The sequence below is a fragment of the Dokdonella fugitiva genome (genome assembly GCF_004342425.1).
In the GTDB taxonomy this organism is placed as follows: Bacteria; Pseudomonadota; Gammaproteobacteria; order Xanthomonadales; family Rhodanobacteraceae; genus Dokdonella_A; species Dokdonella_A fugitiva.
Genome location: NZ_SLWQ01000004.1, coordinates 108686 through 129044 on the forward strand (window position 1 = coordinate 108686; position 20359 = coordinate 129044).

The 20359-nt window shown below is 68.5% G+C and carries 21 protein-coding genes; 12 read left to right on the forward strand and 9 right to left on the reverse strand.

What is annotated here, in order from left to right; genetic code table 11:
* Positions 1–177: 177 nt before the first annotated feature.
* From EV148_RS09295 to EV148_RS09320, 6 genes are all read left to right on the forward strand, one after another.
* Positions 178–1338 (forward strand): DUF4331 family protein, encoded by a 1161-nt coding sequence (locus EV148_RS09295; protein ID WP_158287408.1) that lies wholly within the window; start codon positions 178–180, stop codon positions 1336–1338.
* A 26-nt stretch (positions 1339–1364) separates the two neighbouring features.
* Positions 1365–1931 carry a HupE/UreJ family protein gene (locus EV148_RS09300; protein ID WP_199222750.1) on the forward strand — a complete coding sequence of 189 codons (567 nt, stop codon included), beginning with the start codon at positions 1365–1367 and terminating at the stop codon, positions 1929–1931.
* Complete coding sequence (locus EV148_RS09305) at positions 1928–2413, forward strand: hypothetical protein (protein WP_131997012.1); 486 nt, start codon at positions 1928–1930, stop codon at positions 2411–2413. Before EV148_RS09300 ends, EV148_RS09305 begins: the two co-directional genes overlap by 4 nt.
* A gap of 11 nt (positions 2414–2424) precedes the next feature.
* Positions 2425–3321, forward strand: a complete 897-nt coding sequence (locus tag EV148_RS09310) for a DUF4198 domain-containing protein (protein WP_158287409.1) — start codon at positions 2425–2427, stop codon at positions 3319–3321.
* Between the two features lie 53 nt (positions 3322–3374).
* On the forward strand, positions 3375–3950 hold the full coding sequence (locus EV148_RS09315; RefSeq protein ID WP_131997016.1) for a hypothetical protein: 576 nt from the start codon (positions 3375–3377) through the stop codon (positions 3948–3950).
* A 470-nt stretch (positions 3951–4420) separates the two neighbouring features.
* Complete coding sequence (locus EV148_RS09320) at positions 4421–5473, forward strand: hypothetical protein (protein WP_131997019.1); 1053 nt, start codon at positions 4421–4423, stop codon at positions 5471–5473.
* A gap of 18 nt (positions 5474–5491) precedes the next feature.
* On the opposite strand, the gene EV148_RS09325 is transcribed toward EV148_RS09320, so the two are convergent.
* Positions 5492–7252, reverse strand: coding sequence for a hypothetical protein (locus EV148_RS09325; RefSeq protein ID WP_158287410.1), 1761 nt, complete (start codon positions 7250–7252; stop codon positions 5492–5494).
* Positions 7253–7392: 140 nt separating this feature from the next.
* Complete coding sequence (locus EV148_RS09330; protein WP_131997024.1) at positions 7393–7854, reverse strand: hypothetical protein; 462 nt, start codon at positions 7852–7854, stop codon at positions 7393–7395.
* A gap of 83 nt (positions 7855–7937) precedes the next feature.
* Here EV148_RS09330 and EV148_RS09335 point away from each other — a divergent pair, with 83 nt between their 5' ends.
* On the forward strand, positions 7938–8171 hold the full coding sequence (locus EV148_RS09335) for a hypothetical protein (RefSeq protein ID WP_131997027.1): 234 nt from the start codon (positions 7938–7940) through the stop codon (positions 8169–8171).
* Here EV148_RS09335 and EV148_RS09340 read toward each other — a convergent pair.
* The 4 genes from EV148_RS09340 to EV148_RS09355 form a co-directional block, all read right to left on the reverse strand.
* Complete coding sequence (locus EV148_RS09340; protein WP_131997030.1) at positions 8163–9068, reverse strand: lipase family protein; 906 nt, start codon at positions 9066–9068, stop codon at positions 8163–8165. The two genes, EV148_RS09335 and EV148_RS09340, sit on opposite strands and share 9 nt — an antisense overlap.
* A gap of 79 nt (positions 9069–9147) precedes the next feature.
* A complete protein-coding gene (locus tag EV148_RS09345) occupies positions 9148–9510 on the reverse strand; it encodes a hypothetical protein (RefSeq protein ID WP_131997033.1) in 363 nt (120 codons plus the stop codon).
* A 112-nt stretch (positions 9511–9622) separates the two neighbouring features.
* Positions 9623–10678, reverse strand: a complete 1056-nt coding sequence (locus EV148_RS09350) for a DUF5694 domain-containing protein (RefSeq protein WP_131997459.1) — start codon at positions 10676–10678, stop codon at positions 9623–9625.
* A gap of 198 nt (positions 10679–10876) precedes the next feature.
* Positions 10877–11128 (reverse strand): hypothetical protein, encoded by a 252-nt coding sequence (locus EV148_RS09355; RefSeq protein WP_131997036.1) that lies wholly within the window; start codon positions 11126–11128, stop codon positions 10877–10879.
* A gap of 200 nt (positions 11129–11328) precedes the next feature.
* Between EV148_RS09355 and EV148_RS09360 the strand changes: the two genes are divergently transcribed.
* Entirely contained in the window at positions 11329–12246 is a 918-nt protein-coding gene (locus EV148_RS09360; RefSeq protein ID WP_131997039.1) for a DUF2268 domain-containing putative Zn-dependent protease, read from the forward strand.
* A gap of 35 nt (positions 12247–12281) precedes the next feature.
* On the opposite strand, the gene EV148_RS09365 is transcribed toward EV148_RS09360, so the two are convergent.
* Positions 12282–13139, reverse strand: coding sequence for a hypothetical protein (locus EV148_RS09365; protein WP_206750689.1), 858 nt, complete (start codon positions 13137–13139; stop codon positions 12282–12284).
* 147 nt (positions 13140–13286) lie between these two features.
* A complete protein-coding gene (locus EV148_RS09370) occupies positions 13287–14852 on the reverse strand; it encodes a GGDEF domain-containing protein (RefSeq protein WP_131997045.1) in 1566 nt (521 codons plus the stop codon).
* Between the two features lie 289 nt (positions 14853–15141).
* Here EV148_RS09370 and EV148_RS09375 point away from each other — a divergent pair, with 289 nt between their 5' ends.
* The gene (locus EV148_RS09375) at positions 15142–16350 is read left to right on the forward strand and encodes a gluzincin family metallopeptidase (RefSeq protein WP_131997048.1); all 1209 of its coding nucleotides are present in this window, start codon (positions 15142–15144) and stop codon (positions 16348–16350) included.
* Here EV148_RS09375 and EV148_RS09380 read toward each other — a convergent pair.
* Positions 16319–16873, reverse strand: a complete 555-nt coding sequence (locus tag EV148_RS09380) for a hypothetical protein (protein ID WP_131997051.1) — start codon at positions 16871–16873, stop codon at positions 16319–16321. The genes EV148_RS09375 and EV148_RS09380 overlap by 32 nt on opposite strands.
* 302 nt (positions 16874–17175) lie before the next feature.
* On the opposite strand from EV148_RS09380, the gene EV148_RS09385 reads away from it, so the two are divergent.
* The 3 genes from EV148_RS09385 to EV148_RS09395 all read left to right on the forward strand — a co-directional run bounded on the left by EV148_RS09385 (position 17176) and on the right by EV148_RS09395 (position 20334).
* Complete coding sequence (locus EV148_RS09385; protein ID WP_131997054.1) at positions 17176–18465, forward strand: phospholipase D-like domain-containing protein; 1290 nt, start codon at positions 17176–17178, stop codon at positions 18463–18465.
* A gap of 45 nt (positions 18466–18510) precedes the next feature.
* Positions 18511–18741 (forward strand): DUF2200 family protein, encoded by a 231-nt coding sequence (locus EV148_RS09390; protein WP_131997057.1) that lies wholly within the window; start codon positions 18511–18513, stop codon positions 18739–18741.
* 165 nt (positions 18742–18906) lie between these two features.
* Positions 18907–20334: a DUF4158 domain-containing protein gene (locus tag EV148_RS09395; RefSeq protein WP_131997060.1), complete on the forward strand. Its 1428-nt coding sequence runs from the start codon at positions 18907–18909 to the stop codon at positions 20332–20334.
* Positions 20335–20359 lie beyond the last annotated feature (25 nt).

Below are 20359 nucleotides of genomic sequence, written 5' to 3' on the forward strand. Positions count from 1 at the left end.
GCGGATGCCGATGCGACCGCATCGCCGCGCGCAGTCCCGGCCCATCGTCCGGCGCTTCACTAAAGATTCCGACAGCGGCATCGCCGTATCGCGGTGTCTAGTGCGCACCTCCCCCGCAACGAGGTCCGCACGATGCTTCCGCTACGTCCTGCATGCGCCCTGCTGTTCGCCGCCATCGTGGCAGCCCCTCTGCCGGCGCACGCTTCCGACCATCTCGACACGCCGACGGTGATCGCCGATCCGCGCGCGGACATCGGTGATCTCTACGCATGGATCTCACCCGATGGACTCCGTCTCGAGCTCGTGATGACCATCGTCGGGCACGCCTTTTCCGATCGCCTCACCTATGCGTTCCATGTCGACAGCGGGCCGCGTTTCGGGCGGACGACGGCGACGACGACGATCGCCTGCCGGCTCGCGACGCCGGAAGAAATGGAATGTCGCGCCGGACACGGCGACTGGGCGCGGGGCGGCAACACGATGCCGGATGGCCTCGAGGACCGTCGTGCACGCTTTCGCGTGTTCGCCGGCCTGCGTGACGACCCGTTCTTCAACAACGTGAAGGGCACGCGCGCCGCCTACCAGGCAGCCATCGCCGCGGTCGGCCGCGGTGCAGCGAGGGATGTGGCAGGCTGCCCCGCGTTCGACACGGCGATGGTGCGGGCGATCGGCGAGCAATGGCGCCATACCGAGGGCGGGCCGGCGAAGAACTTGCTCGCCGGGTGGACGCCTGCTTCGCTCGTCGTCTCGATCGATCTCGCGACGGTCGCCAGGGGCGGTCACATGCTCGCGATCTGGGCCAGCACGTCGGACGGCGACCACCGCATCGATCGCGCCGGGCGCCCGCTCACCGGCAATGCACTGCTCGGCACGAGCGCGAGCGACGACGTCGCCGATCGCCTCAAGGAGGCGTACAACGCCGCATCGCCGTCGACCGCCGGCCGCTTCGTCGCCGAGATCGAGAAGAACCTCGCGCTGTACGACGCTTTCGACGGCCGGTGTGGCAATGCATTCCTCGCCGACGCGGCCGCGGGCGCGCATCGCTATCGCCGGCTCGCGCGCCTGCTCGTAGACGATCGACTGTGGGTCGACGCCACCTCGACGACCTGCGCGCAGCCGTTCGCGGTCGAACTCGCGGTACTCGGCGGTCGCACGGCATCGGCGCGAGATTGCGGCGGACGCACGCCGCTTTACGACGCGATCGACGCATATCGGTCACTGCTCGCGAACGGCACGACGAGAGGTATCGACGACGGCGTCGATCGCGACGAGCGCGAGCATTCGACCAGCGTCTTTCCATTCCTTGCCGCGCCGGACGGCAGCGGGTATTCGCGATGAGGCGCGCGCGCGCACCATCGGCCGCCATGATCGCGACGGGAATGTCGTTCGCGCCGACCGCCGCGGCACACAGCGGGACGGGATTGCCGGGCGGCTTCGTCGCCGGCGTGCTTCACCCGGTCGGCGGCCCCGATCACTTGCTCGCGATGGTCGCGGTCGGACTCTGGGGCGCCTTCCTCGGTGCGCGACTCGTCGTCGCATTGCCGATCGTGTTTCCGCTGCTCATGGTCGTCGGCGCCGTGCTCGGCATGCGCGCGATTCCGCTGCCGCCGGTGGAACTCGGCATCGCCGTTTCCGTGTTCGTGCTCGGCCTGTGCGTCGCCGGCGCGTGGCGAGCCCCGGCGTGGCTCGCAGTCGCGATCGTCGCGGTGTTCGCGCTGTTCCACGGCTACGCGCACGGTCGCGAATTGCCGTCGGCGGCCGATCCCGTCGGCTACAGCGCCGGCTTCGTGCTCGCGACCGGACTGCTGCACGTCGGCGGCATCGCGTTCGCGGTCCTCGCCACCCGCGTACGACGCGTTCCGCTCACGCGCGCAGCGGGTGCCGCGATCGCCCTCGCGGGCGTGTTCTTCCTCCATGGAGTATCCGCATGAGTACCATCGTCCTGCCACTCACCCTGCTCGGTATCGCGACCGGCATCGCCATCGCCCAAGCACCCTCCCGCACGCGCGCGATCGCCTTCATCGTGTTCGCTGCGCTCTGCAGCATCGTCGCGACGCTGCCTCCGGCGGCCGCGTCCGAACGCGCCGCGGTCGCGTGCTGGATCGCCATCGCCGCGTGTGCGGCAGCGATCCACTGGGTGCGTGCGCCGCGCCATCTCGCCCTCGCCCTCGCCCTCGCCGGCGCGAGCGGGGCCTGTGCCGGTGCGCTCGCCGCTGCGGCGGGGGTGCGGCCCGAACTGCGCGTGCTGCCCCCTGCACTCGCGGTGCTCCTGCTCGCCGCGTGGTGCCTGCGTCATGGTGCCCGCGTCGCCGTGCAGGTCGTCGCGAGCTGGCTCATCGCGGTCGTGCTGCTCGTCGCGAGCGTGCACGACCTGCACGTCACGCCGGGCGACCAGCCGGATCATCTCCAGTAGGGGACATGCCGATGCGATCGAACATCCATCGTGCGCTCGTGCTCATGCTGGCACTCGCGGGCGGGCCTGCGGGCGCGCACGACTTCTGGCTGCAGCCACGCAACTTTGCGGTCGAAGCCGGCAGCGAATGGCCACTCGCCTTGCTGGTGGGGCATGGCGCAGCGCGCCAGCGCTCGCCGATCCCGTTGCAACGCATCGAGCGCTTCGACGCGATCGCTGCGGACGGGCAGGTGCTCACGCTGCACGGGCGCCTGCACCCGGGACGCGATGACTCCGATGCCGACCTGCGCTTCGATGTTGCAGGCACCTGGCGGCTCGTGCTCGAAACCGACGACCGCGCGCACAGCCGATTGCCCGCACTGCGCTTCAACGACTATCTCCAAAGCGAGGGCCTCGTCGTCGCACTCGAACAACGAAGACGTACCGGGCGCATGGATGCCGACGGCTCGGAGATCTACCGCCGTATCGCCAAGGCGCTCGTGCGCGTCGGCGCCGGCATGGCGACCCAGGACGACGCCGCGACCAGGCCCATCGGCCTCGAGCTCGAAATCGTGCCGGAACGCGATCCGTGCGGCACTCGCGATGCATCGACGTTGCCCGTGCGCGTGCTCCACCGCGGCGAAGGGTTGGCCGGTGCCACGCTCAAGCTCACCTTGCTCGAGGACGATGCCGAGCCCGTCGCCGTGCGTATCACCGATGCGACGGGACGTGCGACGTTCGACCTGCCACCGGCCGGAAACTGGCTGCTCAACGTCGTGTGGACGAGGGCGTTGCCCGCGGGCGCCGAAGCCGACTTCGCGACGACGTTCTCGAGCCTGGCGTTCGGTTGCGCACCGGCGCCTGGGCAGCCGCACGCCTGGACACGGGCGCGAATGGCTTGGTCCCGTCCTGCCTGGAGTGGTCCTTGAGGTGAGTGACGCACCGACGCCTACTGTGGCCTGGCCGATTCGAGGATCCCTTCATGCCTGCACTCCCGAGCCTGCGTCGCCTGCTGCTCGCATCCGCGTTCGCGATTCCCGCGGCGGCTCCGCACGCGGCGACGAAGACAGCGGACGCATCGCACGATTTCGACTTCGAAATCGGCACGTGGAAGACGCACGTCACGCGACGGCTGCACCCATTGAGCGGATCGAACGAATGGGTCGAGCTCGACGGCACCAGCGTCGTGCGCAAGGTGCTCGACGGGCGCGCGAACACGGTCGAGCTCGACATCAGCGGACCCTCCGGCCACATCAGTGGCCTTGCGATGCGCTTCTACGACGCGTCCGCGCGGCAATGGAGCATCCACTACGCAAGTCTCGACGCCGGCCAGCTCACGCCACCCCTGTTCGGCCGCTTCAAGGACGGCCGCGGCGAGTTCCATGGCCAGGACACGCTCGCCGGCCGCAGCATCTTCGTGCGCTTCGTGATCACCTGCGCGACGCACGACACGTGCCGCTTCGAGCAGTCCTACTCCGACGACGGCGGGCAGCACTGGGAAACGAATTGGATCGCGACCGACACGCGCGTGGCGTCGGCGTCCGGGACGCCGGAGTGATGCCTTGCCGGAGCGGCAGGAGTCGCGACGCTTCTACAGGGCCGAGCGCCGAAGCGCGCAGCGTGCGCCCTTGCGCCTTCGCGAAGAGCCGTAGGGCGGATCAAGCCGCGCAGCGGCCGATCCGCCTTGAACGTGCCTGTCTCGTACGTGGCGGCTCCGGCCTTCCGCCTTGAACCGCCCTACGGTCGTTTGGCGGGCTGTGGCGGAAGAGCATCCCGGCTTCCGCCGCTTCCACACAAACACGGCGCATATCACCCGTAGGAGCGCACCCCGTGCGCGACCGTCGCGCCTCGGCGCATCGCGACGCTGCGCTCGCCTGCACAAGCGCGGCACATGTCACCGGTAGGCGCGCACCCGCGCGCATTTTCCATGGCGCGCCGTAATGCGGTCGTAAAGCCTCGGCTCCCGGACGTCGGACGCGCGAAGCCAGCGTGCGTATACTCGAGACCGGAAGAACGGGCGCAACGACGATGTCACGTCCCAGGATCCAGAGGGCCGGCCGCGTGCTTGCTGGCGTGCTGCTCGCCGGCGCTCTCGCGACCGACCTGCACGCGGGGTTGGCGATCGTCGATCCCGGCATCGGCGTGTCCGGCATCTGCGCCGATGGCCGGGTCGTCGTCGGCGCCGACGATAGCGGCGCGATCCGCTGGGACGGCAGCGCGCACGCGATCCCCGGGGGCCGTATCGCCGTCGCGGCGAACCAGGACGGCTCCGTCGTCGTCGGTTCGATGACGTCGCCGCCGCATGCGTTCCGCTGGGCCGAAGCCGACGGATTGCAGGATCTCGGCACCCTGCCCGGCTGCACGACGAGCGATGCATTCGGCGTCAGTGCCGACGGCAACGCGGTGGTCGGTCGCTCGATCTGCGCGAGTGGTTCGATACCGTGGATCTGGGATGCGATCGGCGGCATGCGCAGCCTCGGCGCACTCGATGACGCGACGCAAGGCAGCGCCCGTGCGATCAGCCGCGACGGGAGCGTCGTGGTCGGATTTTCGGGAACCCATGCGTTCCGCTGGACCGCGCAGGACGGCATGCAGGACATCTCGCCTGCGCTGTCCGCCGACGCGTGGGCGGAAGCGAATGCGACGAACGCCGATGGCTCGGTGGTCGTTGGCCGTTACGGCAGCCCGGGCGTCGGCGCGCGCCCGCTGCAGTTCCGCTGGACCGCAGCGACGGGCCTCGCCGATTTGCCTTCGGCCGAGTGGGGCGCGACCAGTCCCGGCAATGCGCTCGCCATCGACGGCGCTGCGACGCGCATCTATGGCTCGCTCTTCATGTTCCTCCAGGATGCGAGCCTGTGGTCCGCTGCCTCGGGCACGATCAAGCTCGTCGATTACGCGCAGGCGCAGGGCCTCGATCTTTCGGACTGGATGCTCGACGAAGTGGTCGCGGCGAGCGACGACGGCGACGTCCTCGCCGGAATCGGCACGCACCGGGTCGGCACCGCGTACGTGCCGGCGAGCTGGGTCATCTCGGGCCTCGCCGGCCCGATCTTCGTGGACGGCTTCGACAGCGGCGATTGAGCGCCGACGCGCGACGCGCTACGGCACCTCGAAGCCGTCGGCGAAGATGGTGTCCGGCGTCCGCTCGATTGCTCCCATGTCGAACGTGCCGGCCCCGTCGGGTTTGGGCAAGTCCTGCGGACGCGGCGTACCGATGAGGTCGGGAATGTTGCCCGAACCGGGTCCGCAGGCATCGACGGCGGGCGAATCGGCGCCGGGCGCGTAGATGCCCGCGGGATAGGTACCGCTCGTGTCCCATGCGGGGTCGGCGACGACGAGGCCTGTCACGCCGGGTTGGCCGGCGAGCATGCCGTCCTCGTGCACGAGCACGCAGTCCACGTTGAATGTCATGCCCGTCGGGGCCGCGAGCACGACGCCGCTCGAGGCGCCGTTGTCGTCCCAGAGGATGCTGTTGTTCGCACTGAAGATGCCGGCGGCGTCGAAGCGGACCAGGGCGTCGTCGTCGGCGCCATTGTCGGCGATCGTCACGTAGCGCAAGTCGACGTAGCCGCCGGACGAGCGCAGCAGTTCGGGCGCACCATGGTTGCCCGCGACGTGCGTGTTGATGAGTGTCACCCCCGTGGGCGGCGCGGCGACCTGCACCAGGCTCGCCTGCGCGGCGTCGTTGTCCGCGAACACGGCGTTCCAGGCGAGCAGGCTCGCATCACCGGCCAGGGCGAGTGCGCCGCCGGCGCCATCCGCATGGTTGCCCTTGAAGCGCGGGCAACCGTCGAACGCGCGGCCGCAGTTGACGACGATCGGCGCGTCGACCATCAACAGGCTCGCATCCGCGTACAGCGCGCCGCCGTTGCCGCCGGCGCTGTTGTCGTCGAAGTGCACGCCGCGGAACGTCAGCGACGAACCCGTGCCGACGCCCGTCAGGTAGAGGCCTCCGCCGCTGCCGCCCGCATGGTTGCCCGATACGGGGACCGGCTTCAGCGGCGTCGAGGTGCCGAGGTTGAAGGAGCCGCCGGAGGCCCAGACGCCGCCGCCGGATCCCACGGCCGTGTTCGAGCGGATGCCGACCTCGGGGTCGCTCGCCGATGACGGCGCCGGGTACAACGCGGTGCCGCACGCCTGTTGCGCGATGCCGCCGCCGTCGACGCCGGCCTGGTTGCCCGCCACGGCGCAGTAGCGATCGCAATACATCGTCGCATTCGTGCAGTACAGGCCACCGCCGTCATGATCGGCGACGTTGTCGCGAATCGTCGCGGGTGCCTGGTTGCCGACGAGGATGAGGTGGGGCGCGCCGGCGACCGCCTCCTCGATGCTCACGCCGCCGCCATTCACGGCACTGTTGTCGTGCACGTCGGTTTCGAACAGGGTCACGACGACGTTGCCGCGCACCCGCACGCCGCCACCGTTGCCGGGCACGTGGCCGCCGGTGACTTCGAACGGACCGAGCGTCACCTCGAACCGGTGCTCGTCACCTGCGACCGAGCCATCCACTGTGATGACCGGCACGCCGCCATTGCCCGTGCCGTCGAGCACGACGTGTCCGTTCGCGGCCTGCAGATGGCACGACGGCATGCCGCCGCTGATCGCCAGGCCCGTGCTCGCCGCGGGCGTCGGGATCGTGATCGCGGTCGCCGTGTAGGCTTGCGCGCTGGTGACGTAGATCGCGAGGAAGTCGGGACTCGGCGATGCCGCCCACGCGTCGACCGCAGCCTGGATGGTCGTGTAGTCGCAATCCGGATCACTTGCGGGACCGACGAACACATACTGCGCCGTTGCCGCGGGTGCGGCGAGCAAGGCAACGAGGACGGACAGCGACGACGACCAGCGTGCGACGTGAGGCATCTGCGGATCTCCCTTTTTCCGCCAACAACGATCAACGGCACGAAAATGAGACATCGCGGCCGCAAGGAGCACGGCTCCGGCCACCGATGCGGCCGACGGATCCATTGCTGCCGATCATCCCGCTCGTGCCGCGGTTCCGTTCAGTGTTCCGCCGGCGTGCCCGTCGCGCCCGCGGCGCACGGGATGCTCGTCGCGGTGACGACATAGCCGGAGCCGCTCTTGCCGGCGTCGTCGACCCAGTGCGATGTGCCGGTGAATGCGCCGTCGGCGGCCTTGAGCTCGGCCGACCAGCCGGTGCGGCCGTTGCTCATGCCGATGCGGAACGACGTCGCGCCGGTCGGACGCCAGACGCTCGCGAGATCGGCATCGGACGCCGGCACGGACTCGACCGCGTAGCTGCCCGGGTGCGCCGGGACTTCAGCGTCGGTGAGCCGCACGTCGCGTGTCTTCGACGCGTCGTCACCGAAGGTGAGCCGATAGCAGCCGACCCAGAATGCGGTGCCTGAAGATTCCGCCAGCGCGGGACCGATGCCGCTGCTCGCCAATGCAGCGAGGAGGAACGCGGCGCAGGCGCGGCGGCGCTTGGAGGGCTTGCGGTGCATGGGCGCACTATATCGCCGGTCCGCGACAACGTCGCGCCTCGCCTGTTCAGCGCCGAGCGGGCTGCAGCGAGTACGGTGGTCGCATGCAGCTCTCACGCGCCCAGCTCGACGGCAACCTCGACCAGCTCGCCGCGGACCTCCCGGGCCTCGTCGGGAACCCGGATCGCGCGAACGCACTCGCCACGTTCCATGAGCGTGCCGACGACATCCTGCGTTCGACGCGCTCGGAGGAAGACCGCCGGCATGCGCAGCATCGCATCGACGCGATGCTGCGCGAGCATGGACTCGATGCCGGCCGCGGCGCCGCCTCAGGATGATTGCTGCAACGGTGCGTAGTCGGTGACGCCGCCGTCGACGCGCACGAGCCGGTTCATCGCGAGCGACCCCGATACCGGGCCTTGCGGCTGGCCAACGTGGTTGATCGCGTACCAGTAACAGTCGGCCATGCTGTGGTTGCCGTCGGTCGTGAGGTATTCGGCGGTGAAGTCGACCGGCGTACCGACGTGCTGGTAGACGGTCGAGCCGAGCAACGGCGGCGGCACGTCCGGGACGATGTCCTCGGTGTTGACGATGCGGAACGTCGGTACCGCGATGCCCCAGTTCGTGCCTGCGGCGAAACCCGGGTCACCGACGCGCGGGCTCGCGAAGTTGTAATGCACGTAGCTGCGCCCCGCGGCCGGCTTGATCGCGGAGTTCGTCGCGACATCGGGCACCGCGAGCGTCGACAGCGCCGCGCCCATGCTGTGGCCGGTGAAGTACAGCCGGCTCACCGCACCGATCTGCCCGAGCTGGCCGAGCAGCGCCGGACTCAGCGCCGCATAGACGTCGTTCCAGCCGACCTGCACGTTGCCGAAGCCGGCAGCAAGCGTGTACGGCGTCTGGTCGACCTCGGCATCGATGACCGCATCTGCCTTCGTCATCGTGCCGCGCAGCGCGATGAACGCATTGCCGGCGCCGTCCCAGGCGACGAACCCGAACGGCTCGGGCCAGGCGACGCCGAGCACGGTGACATTCGCCCACAGCGACGCGCCGTAGTTCAACGGCAGCCCCTTCGGCGTCCACTGGAACCGTGATTGCGATGGGTAGCCCTGCGCCTGCCACTGGTTGAACTGGTCGTACGCCGTCAGCACCAGCGACGCGCAGATCGCGGCCTCGCCGAGATTGAAGGTCGGCGGAAAGTACATCGGCGGGCTCTTCGTCGGTTGTGTAGCCATCACGCTCCTCCCGCAGGGAAATCCTGCTTTGTGCGCAATGTATACACCATTTCCGGTGAGCCGTCCCGCCGGGGGCGCATCAATCGAGGTCGCTGGCTCCCGACACGCGGTCGAGGCGCCAGCCCGGGCGCGGGCGCGTGCCGTCCGCGGTGAGCCACTCGTGGCCGCTGACCAGGCGATAGCCGGGCATGCGCCCCGCCGCGGCCCAGCGCTGCACCGTTTGCAGCTGTGCCTGCGCCAGCCGGATCGCCAGCACTTCGCCGATGCCGAAGTCGACGTAGATTTCGTACCAGCGCAAGCCGGGCGGCGATTCGCGCGCGGGGATGATCAGGTGGCGGGAATCCGGCGCGTTGCCGCGCAGGTCGTCGACGACCGGCGCGTCCGCGTCGATCTCGAACACCGCGATGCGTTGCCACGCACCGGCCCTGTTGCTTCTGTCCATGGCGAACCTCCTCGGTGCCGCGACGCGCGTCGCGGCGGTACCGAGGTTGGCTTTTGCCGCCGAGTACAAATGTGATGAATCTCGCACGCGGGTGCGCTGAGGGAATTTCCCCTCAGCGACCGCCCAGGGTCTTTTCCGCGTCGACGATGTCGACGCCCTGCATGCGGCCGAGCAGGTCGTCGAACCACGGCTTGTGCGAACTGCCGACGATCGACAGCACGCGCGCGCCCGGCCGCTCCCGGAACGCCGCGCGGATGTTCGAGACCATGCGCAGGTTGCGGGTCTCCCAGCCGGCCACGTAGAACTGGCCGTAGTGCTGCGGCGACGGCTCGCGCATCGCGGCACCGAAGTCGGCGTCGACCACCGCGCGGAGCACCTCGGGACTGTTGATGTAGCGATAGAGCGCGAGCATGTCGCCGGCCTTCTTCAGTTCCTCCTCGCGATCGCGCATCGGCTTGGCCTTCACGCGCCCCGCCTCCCATGCCTTGCGTATCGCATCGGCATAGGCCGTTTCATCCGCCACGGTGACGTTGTCGCCGGTATGGTCGTCGATCGGATGGACGCGCTGCAGGCCGAGGCGCACGGCGAGCCGGGCCGCGATCTGGTCGCTCTCGTTGTTGCGCGAGCCGCGCCTTGCCAGCAACGCGACGAGCGCGTCGTCGAGACCGTCGCCGGCATGCCGTTCCGCCTCCGGCAGCTGCCACCATTGCACGACGGCCGACGAGGAATCGTTCGCGGCGAGGAACAGCGCGGCGAGATGGCGGCGCTGCGCCGCGGTCGGCCGCTCCGGCCACTGCGCGAGCGTCCTGTTCACTTCGGCGATCGCCGACGGCACGTCCAGTCCCGTCGCCTTCCGCGCTGCATCGGGATTCGCGCAGAACGGCTCGATGTTGTCGGGCGGATACACCGCCGGGTGGCGCGCGAGCAGGTCGCAACCTTCGCCCGATATGCCCTCGATCGTGATTACATCCGGCTTGAACGCCGCGAGGCGCTCGAGCACGGGGTCGAGCGCCCCCGGCTGCAGTTCCTTCATGCCCGACAGGTGCACGCTGCCGAGCACGAGCACCTGCGCGCGCGGACCCGCCATCGACTTGTCCAGCACCGACAGGTCCACGCCTGCCCGCGCACTCGCGCAGGCCACTGCGGCCAGTGTCGCTCCGAATACCATCCACTGCCTCTTCATTCACATCGCTCCGATTCGGGTTTGTCCCCGGGCGCGCGACGCGCCCATGGCGGAAGCGGCGATGTCGTGGCGCGCGACGCGCACGACGCGCGCTCGAAGGCGCGACGCAGCGGCGCGCGTGGCGAAGTACGCTCGCTTCTGTCGCGCTTCGATGCACGATGGAAGCGGAGCGTTTAAACGATGCTATCGTCCACCCTGGTCCGTCGGCGGCCGGTCGTCGAGTTCGCGCATGACTTCGGCGTCGCGCTCGTCACCGTCCCGCGCGTGGGAAAGTCCTTCCCGTTCCGCAGGCGTGAGCTCGTCGGTCGCCTCGTCCGCATTGCCGCGGATCGTTTCGCCGTCGCGCGTGTGTTCCTTGACGAAGCGTTCGGTCTCCTGCCGGTAACGGCGCGCCGACTCGTAGTCGCCTTCACCCTGGATCTTTTCGTCGCCCATCTGCGTGCTCCCGTTCGTTCCGATTGTCTGCGCGGTGCGCAGCGACGGCCGGAATAGCAGGCCGCGAATGAACGGCGTCTGCGCGACCGCGCACGGGTTCGCCTGCGATTCAGCGCGCGCAGCCCGTGCCGTTACCGAGGACACATGCGCATGGGTGCGGTGGCAGGTAGCGTCGGCACTCCCTCAACGACTGGATCGCCATGAACCCGCGTCTGAGCGCCCTCATCCTCGCCATCGCCGCCACGGCGCCGATTCCCGCCTTCGCGGGCGAAGCCCCGCGCGCCGTCGTGCGCACCGACGACGTCGACCTCTTCTACCGTCTCTACGATGCCACCGGCGGGCATCCGACCGCCGAGCAGTTGCAACGCGACTATCTCGACGCGGGCTCGGAAGGGCTGCACGAACTCGCCCGGCAGCGCAACGTCACGGGCGAGCGCATCGCCGATACGCTCGCCAAGCGCCCCGCGGTATACGCGGATGCGAAGCGCTGCATGGCCGTGCTGCCGCGCGTGCGAGACCGCCTCGAGAAGGCGATCGCGAAGCTCGCTGCGCTGTATCCGCAAGCGCGGCTGCCCCCGGTGACGATCGCGATCGGCCGCGGCAAGCCGATCGGCATCGGCGGTCCACGCACGGGCGTGCAGATCGGACTCGAAGCACTGTGCGCGACCGACTGGCTCGATCCCGACGTCGAGCGGCGTTTCGTCACCGTGATCACCCACGAGTACGCGCACACGCAGCAGGCCGCGTCGCTCGCCGAAAACGAGCACCCGACCGTCCTGGAAGGTTCGCTCGCCGAGGGCGCCGCCGAATTCGTCACCGAACTCGTCACCGGCCACGTGTCCTACCACTATCTCGCGGCGATGACGGCCGGACGCGGAAAGTCGATCGAAACCGCCTTCGCCGCCGACGTCGACAAGACCGATCTCTCCGACTGGCTCTACAACAGCAAGCCCGACAAGCCCGCCGACCTCGGCTACTGGGTCGGCTATCGCATCGTCAAGGCGTATTACCAGCATGCGCGCGACAAGCACGAAGCGCTGCGCGGGATCTTCGCGATGACCGATGCGCATGCGTTCCTCGCCGCGAGCGGCTGGCATCCCGGCATCGACCTCCGCTGAAGTGCTCGCCGCGCCGTCGACGACGGCCCGCGCGGCTAGCCGATGCAGGGACCGAACAGCGCGATGCGGTCTGCTTCGACGGGTTCCGGCGATGCGAGCCACGGCTCGCGTGCGAGCACGTGCGTGCACGGCCCGTAGCTGCAGACGCGGATCGGACGCTTCCCGGCCTCGACGCGCAACGCATCGAGCACGGCGCGCAGGATCGAGCCGGTGAACGGCGTGTAGAGGTAGAACACGGTACCGGTGGACAGATCCGCGGCGCGTGCGTCCTGTTGGACGAACACGACCCGCTGCAGCTGCAGGGCAGCGGCCGCGGCACGCGCGCGTTCGACGTAGGCCGGCTGCCATTCGATCCCGGTTGCGCGTGCATCGGTGCACAGGCCGACCAGCATCGGGACGTGGCCGAGGCCCGAGCCGAGATCGACGAAGACGTCGCCTGCGCCGAGCGCCAAGCGCGCGACGAGATCGAAGACATGGCGCGCGGGTGTCGGCTGGTAGAACACCATCTCGGCCTCGGGTTCGGGCACGGCCGCGGGCGCTTCGAGCTGCAGCAGCCCGGCGACGAGATCGTCGAGGTGATCGTAGTGGTCGCCCCGCACGGCGCCACTCGTCGCCGCGAGGCGCAACAGGCGCTCACGGCCACGTCCGGCGCGGAGGTCGGCGCGCAAGCCTGCCGCGAGGCGACGATCGACCGCTTCGAAGCGCGCCCGCAGCGCTTCGACGCGCCGAGCCGTGGCCGGATCGGGGTACGCGGGGAAGCACGTCTCGAGACGATCGAGGACCTCGCCACGCTCGCGCACGGATTCGGCGAGGTCGAGCGCCACATCGTGTTCGAGACGGTCGAGCCACTCGCTGCGATCGGGCACCGGCGACGGGGGATTCGGTCCTGGCATCACGCAAGCTTGCCGCAATCGGACGACAATGCCCATGTGCGATGCGTGGGGGCGTTCGATGCGGACCGCGCGCGGAAAAGGGGACCCGGCCGTGACGTCGGCGCATTCGGCCCTGGCCGCGCCCGCCCATGTGGCGTCGCAAACGCTTCAGGGCGAACGATGCCGGCCGGTGCGGAACGGGATCGGCGCACGCGGTGCCTCGGGCACGGGTGCGCGCCTGGCGATGCGAACCGTGTTGCGGCCCGCGAGCTTCGCCTCGTAGAGGCCTGCGTCGGCCTCGCGCAACAGCGCGTCGGCGCCGAGACCGCGGCGCGACAGTGCGATGCCGATGCTGGCGCCGACCGTGAGCGCGAGCGGATCGACGACGATGTCGCGCTCGAAGGCGGCGAGCAGCTTGGTCGCGATCGCTTCCAGGGCATCCATCGATTCGACGTTTTCGACGAGGATCGCGAACTCGTCGCCGCCCATGCGCGCGGCGAGGTCGCCGGCGCGCAGGTCCGCCTGCAGGCGGCGCGCGAACTCGCACAACACTGCGTCGCCGACCGCGTGGCCGTAGGTGTCGTTGATCGGCTTGAACCGGTCGACGTCGACGTACAGCACGCCCACCGCATCACCGCTGCGCTCGGCACGCGCGAGCGCGCCGGCGAGGGCTTCGCCGAACTTCTTGCGATTGGCCAGCCCGGTCAACGGATCGGTCTGCGCAAGTCGCGCGAGTTGCTGCTTGGCGCGCTCCAGCCGCGACACCTCGAAGATGAGCACGAAGAACCCGCGCACGGCGCGTCGCGCATCGAAGTCGGGCACGCACGCGGCCTCGAAGTAGCGGTGCTCGTCGCGGAAATCGCATTCGGTCTCGAACGTGACCGTCTCGCCACGCCGCGCCGCGGCCATGTGCGATTTCAGCGCATCGCAGAACGTGCGCCCGACGACGTCGGACAGGCGGCGGCCGACGATCCAGCGCGCGTCGACGCCGAGCATGCGCGCGAAGTAGCTGTTGGCGAACGTGAAGCGCTCGTCGGTATCGATGTAGGCGACCACGGCCGGCAGGTTGTCGGCGATCGCGCGCAGGTGTTTCTCCTTCTGCGCGAGCGAGCGTGTCAGGCGTTCGTTGCACATGAGCAGGAAGCCCAGCGACGCCGCCATCGGGAACGCCGCGCCCAGTCCGAAGGCGATGCTCTGCATGAAGCCCGGCGCGAACGGGCCGGAATTCTCGAAGCCGGGCACGAAGGTGCTGGCCGCGCGCAGCAGCAACGCCGCCGACAACGCCGCGAACGCAATGACCGTCAGGAGGCGGCTGCGCATGCGTTCGCCGTGGACGATGAGCACCCACACCGCGATCGCGAGCTGCAGCCCGATGATCGCCGAGACGCTCGCTGCGCCCAGGCGATGGCTCGGCTCGATGTAGGTGAAGGCGGTTTCGCAGGCGAGGATCAGCAGGACGGGCAGCAGCGACAGCAACCGCCGCCGCGGCAATCCTGCGAAGCTGCGCACCGCCTCGACCAGGCGCGCGAACGCGAGGCCGAGCAAGCCGTTGGCGACGACGATCGACAGCACGTCGGGAATCGCATCGCGCAACGCATACACCATCCAGCCGGTCGGCAGCAGCAGCGTGCCGGACATCCACAGCCGCAGGCTCGCCCGCAGCGGGGCCGGGTAATCGCGCAGGACGAAACGCAGGCTGATGCCGATGATCAGCGCGAGAATCGCCGCGATCACGATCGTGGATCGGATGTCCAAAGCCATGGCTGGCCCCCTGCCGGGCCAGTCTATGCCCGAAGCCCCAGGCGGTCCACCACGTGGCGGCTTGCCGGCCCGCCCGCCCCGGGGCGGTTTCCCCGCGGTTTTTGGGCGGCAACCGGCCATTCGACCGACGGTGCCGGGGTGCTGCGCGCCGCCCGCATCGGGTCGCCGTCGCGCTCCGAGGCACGCTTGCGGCCGCGTGATGGGATTGTCCGCGCGCTTCCGTTGATGGCATACAGGACCGTCCCGCCCCGGAAAAACGACCATGCTGCCCATCGCCTGGACCCGCCTCCTCGTCACCGCCTGCGCGCTGGCGGGCTGTGTTGCGAACGCGCGCGCCGCCGATTCACCGGTGCGCGCGACCGTCACGCTCGTGCACGCGAGCGATGCGGCCTGGCGGGCGGAGTACCGCCTGTCGGAGCCGGTCGACGCGATCGAACTGGGTCCGCCGATCGTCGAGTACCGCGCGAGCGCCTGGAGCCTGAAGTCGCCGGGACTGTCCCTCGCGCGCGATGCGGCAGGCGAGTCGATTCGCGGCGGCAAGTCATTCGACCGGGCGATCGTCGAAATCGCCGACTACGCGCCGTGGGCGCACGACCAGTACATTCCGATCGATCGCCATTCCGATGGCGGCCATGCGTTCTACCTCGGTCATCTGATGGGCTCGGTACGCCAGGGCACGCGCGAACGCAACCTGCTCGTCACGTTCGAGCTCGTCGGCCTGCACGGCGAGAACGTGCTGCTCGCCGAACAGGCAAATGACGACCAGGGCACGTACGCATACTTCGGTCCGCAGCAGGCCATCGACGCCGGCGCGGTCCGCCTCGTCGTCGATCCGCAGACGCCACGCTGGATCCGCGACACGATCGACGCCGTGGTAGCCCCGGTCTCCTCGTTCTACCAGCAGGCATTCCGCCGCTCGTGGAAGGCGTCGCCGCTGCTCATCATCGGTGCCGGCCGGCTCGACGAGCCCGGCTTCTCGATCAAGGGCGGCGCCCTGCCCGGCGAGCTGTTCTTCAAGATCGCCGGACAGCAGGCGGCAAGCGGGGACACGCAATTGCGCACGATGTTCGAGCAACTGGTCGCGCACGAACTCGCCCACATCTGGCAGGGCCTCGTGCGCCGCGGCGGTACCGGCGAGGCCACCGAATCCTGGATCCATGAAGGCGGCGCGCAGGCGCTTTCGCTCGCCGCGCTCGAGGTGAGCGGGTTGTGGAACGCGCAGGCCGCGACCGCATTCAAGGCGAAGCTGCACGCCGAGTGCGTGCAGATCCGCACGGCGCAGGCCGCCGGACAGGCGGCCGACACGTCGCGAGAAGCCTATACCTGCGGCTACGAACGCTTCGCGGCATACCCGACGGGCCCGGTCGAACTGTGGCGACGCCTGCTCGCGGAGACCGAGCGCAGCGGCGCACCCTACTCCGCCGCGATGGTCCAGCGCGTCAGTGCGCGGACGACGTCGGGGGTGCGGTAGTCGAGTTGCTGCGACGGCCGCCGCTGCGGCCGTTCGACTTGCGCGTGGCCGCCGATCGCGACGACCGTCCGTCCGGGCCACGCGTACGCGTCGAGGCCGATGCGTCCGTCGCGCGCGCGGTCGTCGCCCGGCGGCTTGCGCCCCACAACCAGAAGCCGATGGCGGCGCCGATGACCGCGACGCCGACGAGCACGGCGGCCGGACGCGTGCGCGCCTGCTTCACCGCCGCGCCACCCCATTCGACCGCGTGGCGTCGCGCTTCGCGCCATGCCTGCGCACCGGCCTTGGCGCCGGTTTCCATCGCGTCGCGCGCAACGCTCGTACCCAGCACGCGTGCGCGCCGGGCATGCACCTGCATCGACTGCGCGGCGCTGCGCATGTCGTCGGCGAGCTGGGCCGCCGTGTCGCGCAAATGATGGCGCGCTGCCGTCGCTTCGGCGAGTACGTCGGCCGCGGCGGCTTTCATCGTGGTCGGAATGTCCTGCAAAGAGGCATGATCGCCATTGAACAGTTGCTTCGACACGGCCGTTCTCCGGTAGGGGCGTGGGTCGAACGTTGGCAGGCGCTGTCTGTACGGCATCTGACGCGCGCGCGTCGCAGTCAGCGCCCGCTATGGTGGGCCGCCAATGCTGCACTGGACGGCGATTCGCCCGTTCACATGCGGTTGTCGATCGTCGATCACGATACGGCGCCACGACGAGGGAGGATGCCGATGGACCGCGAAGACCGGACTGGATGCGGCGGAGCCGCAGGGACAGGAACCCCGGTCGTCGTGCGTCCCCTTCCTGCCATGCGCCGCACGCGCCCGCACGAATGCACGCAAGCATGAAGAAGTGGCGCCGCCCTTCGTGGAAGACCGTCATCGGCGTCGCGATCGCCACGTTCCTGCTCGTCGTGATCGGCCTCAATTTCGTGGGTTCCGAGAAGCATGTGCTCGCGACACCGACGCATCTGTACGGCGTCCGGGATCCCGCGTTCGAGCGCGTGGTCGGGTCATTGCTCGGGCCACCGATCGTGCGCGGCAATCGCGTCGACACGCTCGTCAATGGCGACGAGATCTTCCCGGCGATGCTCGAAGCGATCCGCTCGGCCGAACACACGATCGATTTCGAGACCTACATCTACTGGAAGGGAGAAACCGGTCGCACGTTCGCCCGGACGATCGCCGAACGCGCGAAGGCCGGCGTGCGCGCGCACGTGTTGCTGGATTGGGTCGGCAGCCAGAGCATGGATGAGGACGCACTGAGCCTCATGCGCGACGCGGGCGCGCAAGTGGAGATCTACCACCCACTGCGCTGGTACACGCTCGCGCGACTCAACAACCGCACGCACCGCAAGCTGCTCGTCGTCGACGGACGCGTCGGCTTCACCGGCGGCGTCGGCATCGCCGACGAGTGGACCGGCCACGCGCAGGATCCGTCGCACTGGCGCGACACGCATTTCCGCGTCGAAGGGCCCGTCGTGGCGCAGATGCAGGCCGCGTTCGAGGACAACTGGATCAAGGTGACCGGCGAGGTCCACCACGAGCCGCGCTATTTCCCGGCGATCGAGCCACGCGAGCCCGGCGTCGGCGCGCAGATGTTCCTGAGCTCCCCTGCGGGCGGCAGCGAGAACATGGAGATCATGTACCTGCTCGCGATCGCCGCCGCCGAGCGCTCGATCCTGCTCGAAGCCGCGTATTTCATCCCGGACGACCGCACGGTCGAAGCGCTGCTGCAGGCGCGCCGGCGCGGCGTGCGCGTCGACGTGATCGTACCCGGGCCGGTCAACGACGCGAAGATCACGCGGTATGCCTCGCGCAACCAGTGGGGCATGCTGCTCTCTGCCGGCGTGTCGATCCACGAGTACCAGCCGACGATGTTCCACTGCAAGGTGCTCGTCGTCGACGGCTACTTCACTTCGGTCGGCTCGACCAACTTCGACGAGCGTTCGTTCCGCCTCAACGACGAGGCGAGCCTCAACGTGTTCGATACCACGTTCGCGGCGCGGCAGGCCGAACTGTTCGAACAGGACCTCGCGCGCAGCCGCACCTACTCGCTGCAGGACTGGCAGTCACGCAGCATGAAGGAACGCGTGTACGAATCCATCGCCTCATGGGTATCCTCGCAGTTGTAGGCTGGGCCTTGGCCCACCGATTCCGGCATGAGGGGCCACGAAGCAATGACCGAACACCGCGTCTTCGCCACCGCTTTCTCGAAGATCCATCCGATGTACGTGCAGAAGGCCGAGCGCAAGGGCCGCAGCGGCGCCGACGTCGACCGGATCATCTGCTGGCTGACCGGCTATGACGAGGCCGGCCTCGCAGAACAGCTCCGGCGGAATGTCGATGTCGCGACCTTCTTCGCCCAAGCGCCGGCGATCCATCCCAACGCGTCCCTCGTCACGGGGTGATCGCTGTTTTCGTGCAAAATGTAGCGATCAATGGTTACCTTTGCAAAACAGAGGCATAGGCGGCATTGTTCCAGCAGATTGAAATGATCGCTCTCTCCGGATCGTTGCGCGTCGGTTTCCGTCGACCTACTGTTTTCCCGCCCGCGAGCTACGGGGAAACTCTCCATGTCGAGCTACTTGAGCCGCTACATCGGCGCCGCACGCCTGCCGCGCAACCTGTCCGATTTTGACGTCGATATCCACTTCCAGCTGTCGCCGGAGTCGGTAGAAGCGATCCGCGATCGCTTCGAGAAGGACCGCAAGCCTGGCTCAGTTGATCGCATGATCGCCATGGCTGCGCAGGTGGTATTCATGCGCACCACGGGTCGGACCCTCGATAGCGTATCCCTGATCCCTGCGCCGCTCCTGCGTCACATTGGCGCGATGCTCAGCGTCGCTACGCCGAATATCGCGTCGTTACGGGCCATCTACCGCCGCCGAATGACTGCCCACCAGCACCAGCTGTGGGCGCGAGAGCACCTGGGGCTTCAGCCCTTCAGCGACGAGGTCATCGAGCGTGTTCGCGAGGTCATGGCAGCGCATGCTGGCGGTGCGACCACGCACGATGAATTGATGAAGTGGGCGCAGGTCTGGCTGCATGAGCAAAAGATCCTGATTCCGGGTGACCGCCGGTTGCGCGAACTTGCGGCCGACGCGTTCATGGTCACAAAGAAGGACACGCTTCGGCTGATTAAGAAGGCCATTCCTGCCGCGCAAATCAAGGCGTGCTGCAAGGAAATTTTTTCGCTGCGCTCACATGGGCAAAGGAGCGAGTCGGTGGTCCGGTGGCTCAAGACGCCGCCCCGTCGCCACAGTCCGTCTACGGGAGCCTTCAGCAGCCGTAAGTCTAGGAAAGACTTCCCGGACGCACTTATTCTAAGTTCCGCCTGCGCGGTCGCCCCAGAGTATGAACACTTTCACTTGGTGACAGCTGACGAGCATCTTCGGGCCGCTGCCGGCCGATTTGGAATGGAATTCCATGAAAGCTTGCTACAGTTCCTTGACGCGCCGGCGATCCGCGAAGCTAGGGAAGCGTTGGCCACCGAGCAAAAAATCCGCGAACTTTCGGACGCGTTTCTCAGCGTCGAGAATCTCGACAGGATCGCGGGCTGGCTGCGGGCGGGCAATGACGAGATCGAAGACCTCCATCTCGAACACGAGGATATAGACGGCCTGGAGGCTGTCGGCGTCACCGTGTATGGAGCAACCATCGACTACCCGGTTCCCGAGGCCATCAAATTCTTGACGATTTCACTTGCCTCGCCTAGCGGGGATGATAAATGGGCGCTGTCATTGAGCTTCGAGACCCAATGCGAGGTGACATTCGCCACGTCTTGGCCCGAAAGCATGAAACTCGAGAACGAGCGGGATGTCACCGTCGAATCCGCCGACGATCTGGTTGAGCTCCGTGAGTCATGGTGGGCCCGATTCGATGCCGAGATCATCGTTGATACGACGCGGTGGCAGCCTGGCGTCGACACGATGTGGTCCATGATCGAGACGATGAAACCTGAGCTCCTGGTCAATCGGGCCATGCTCGTCAGGCCCGTGTAGGGAGGCCGCCAATCGGGTCATGCTT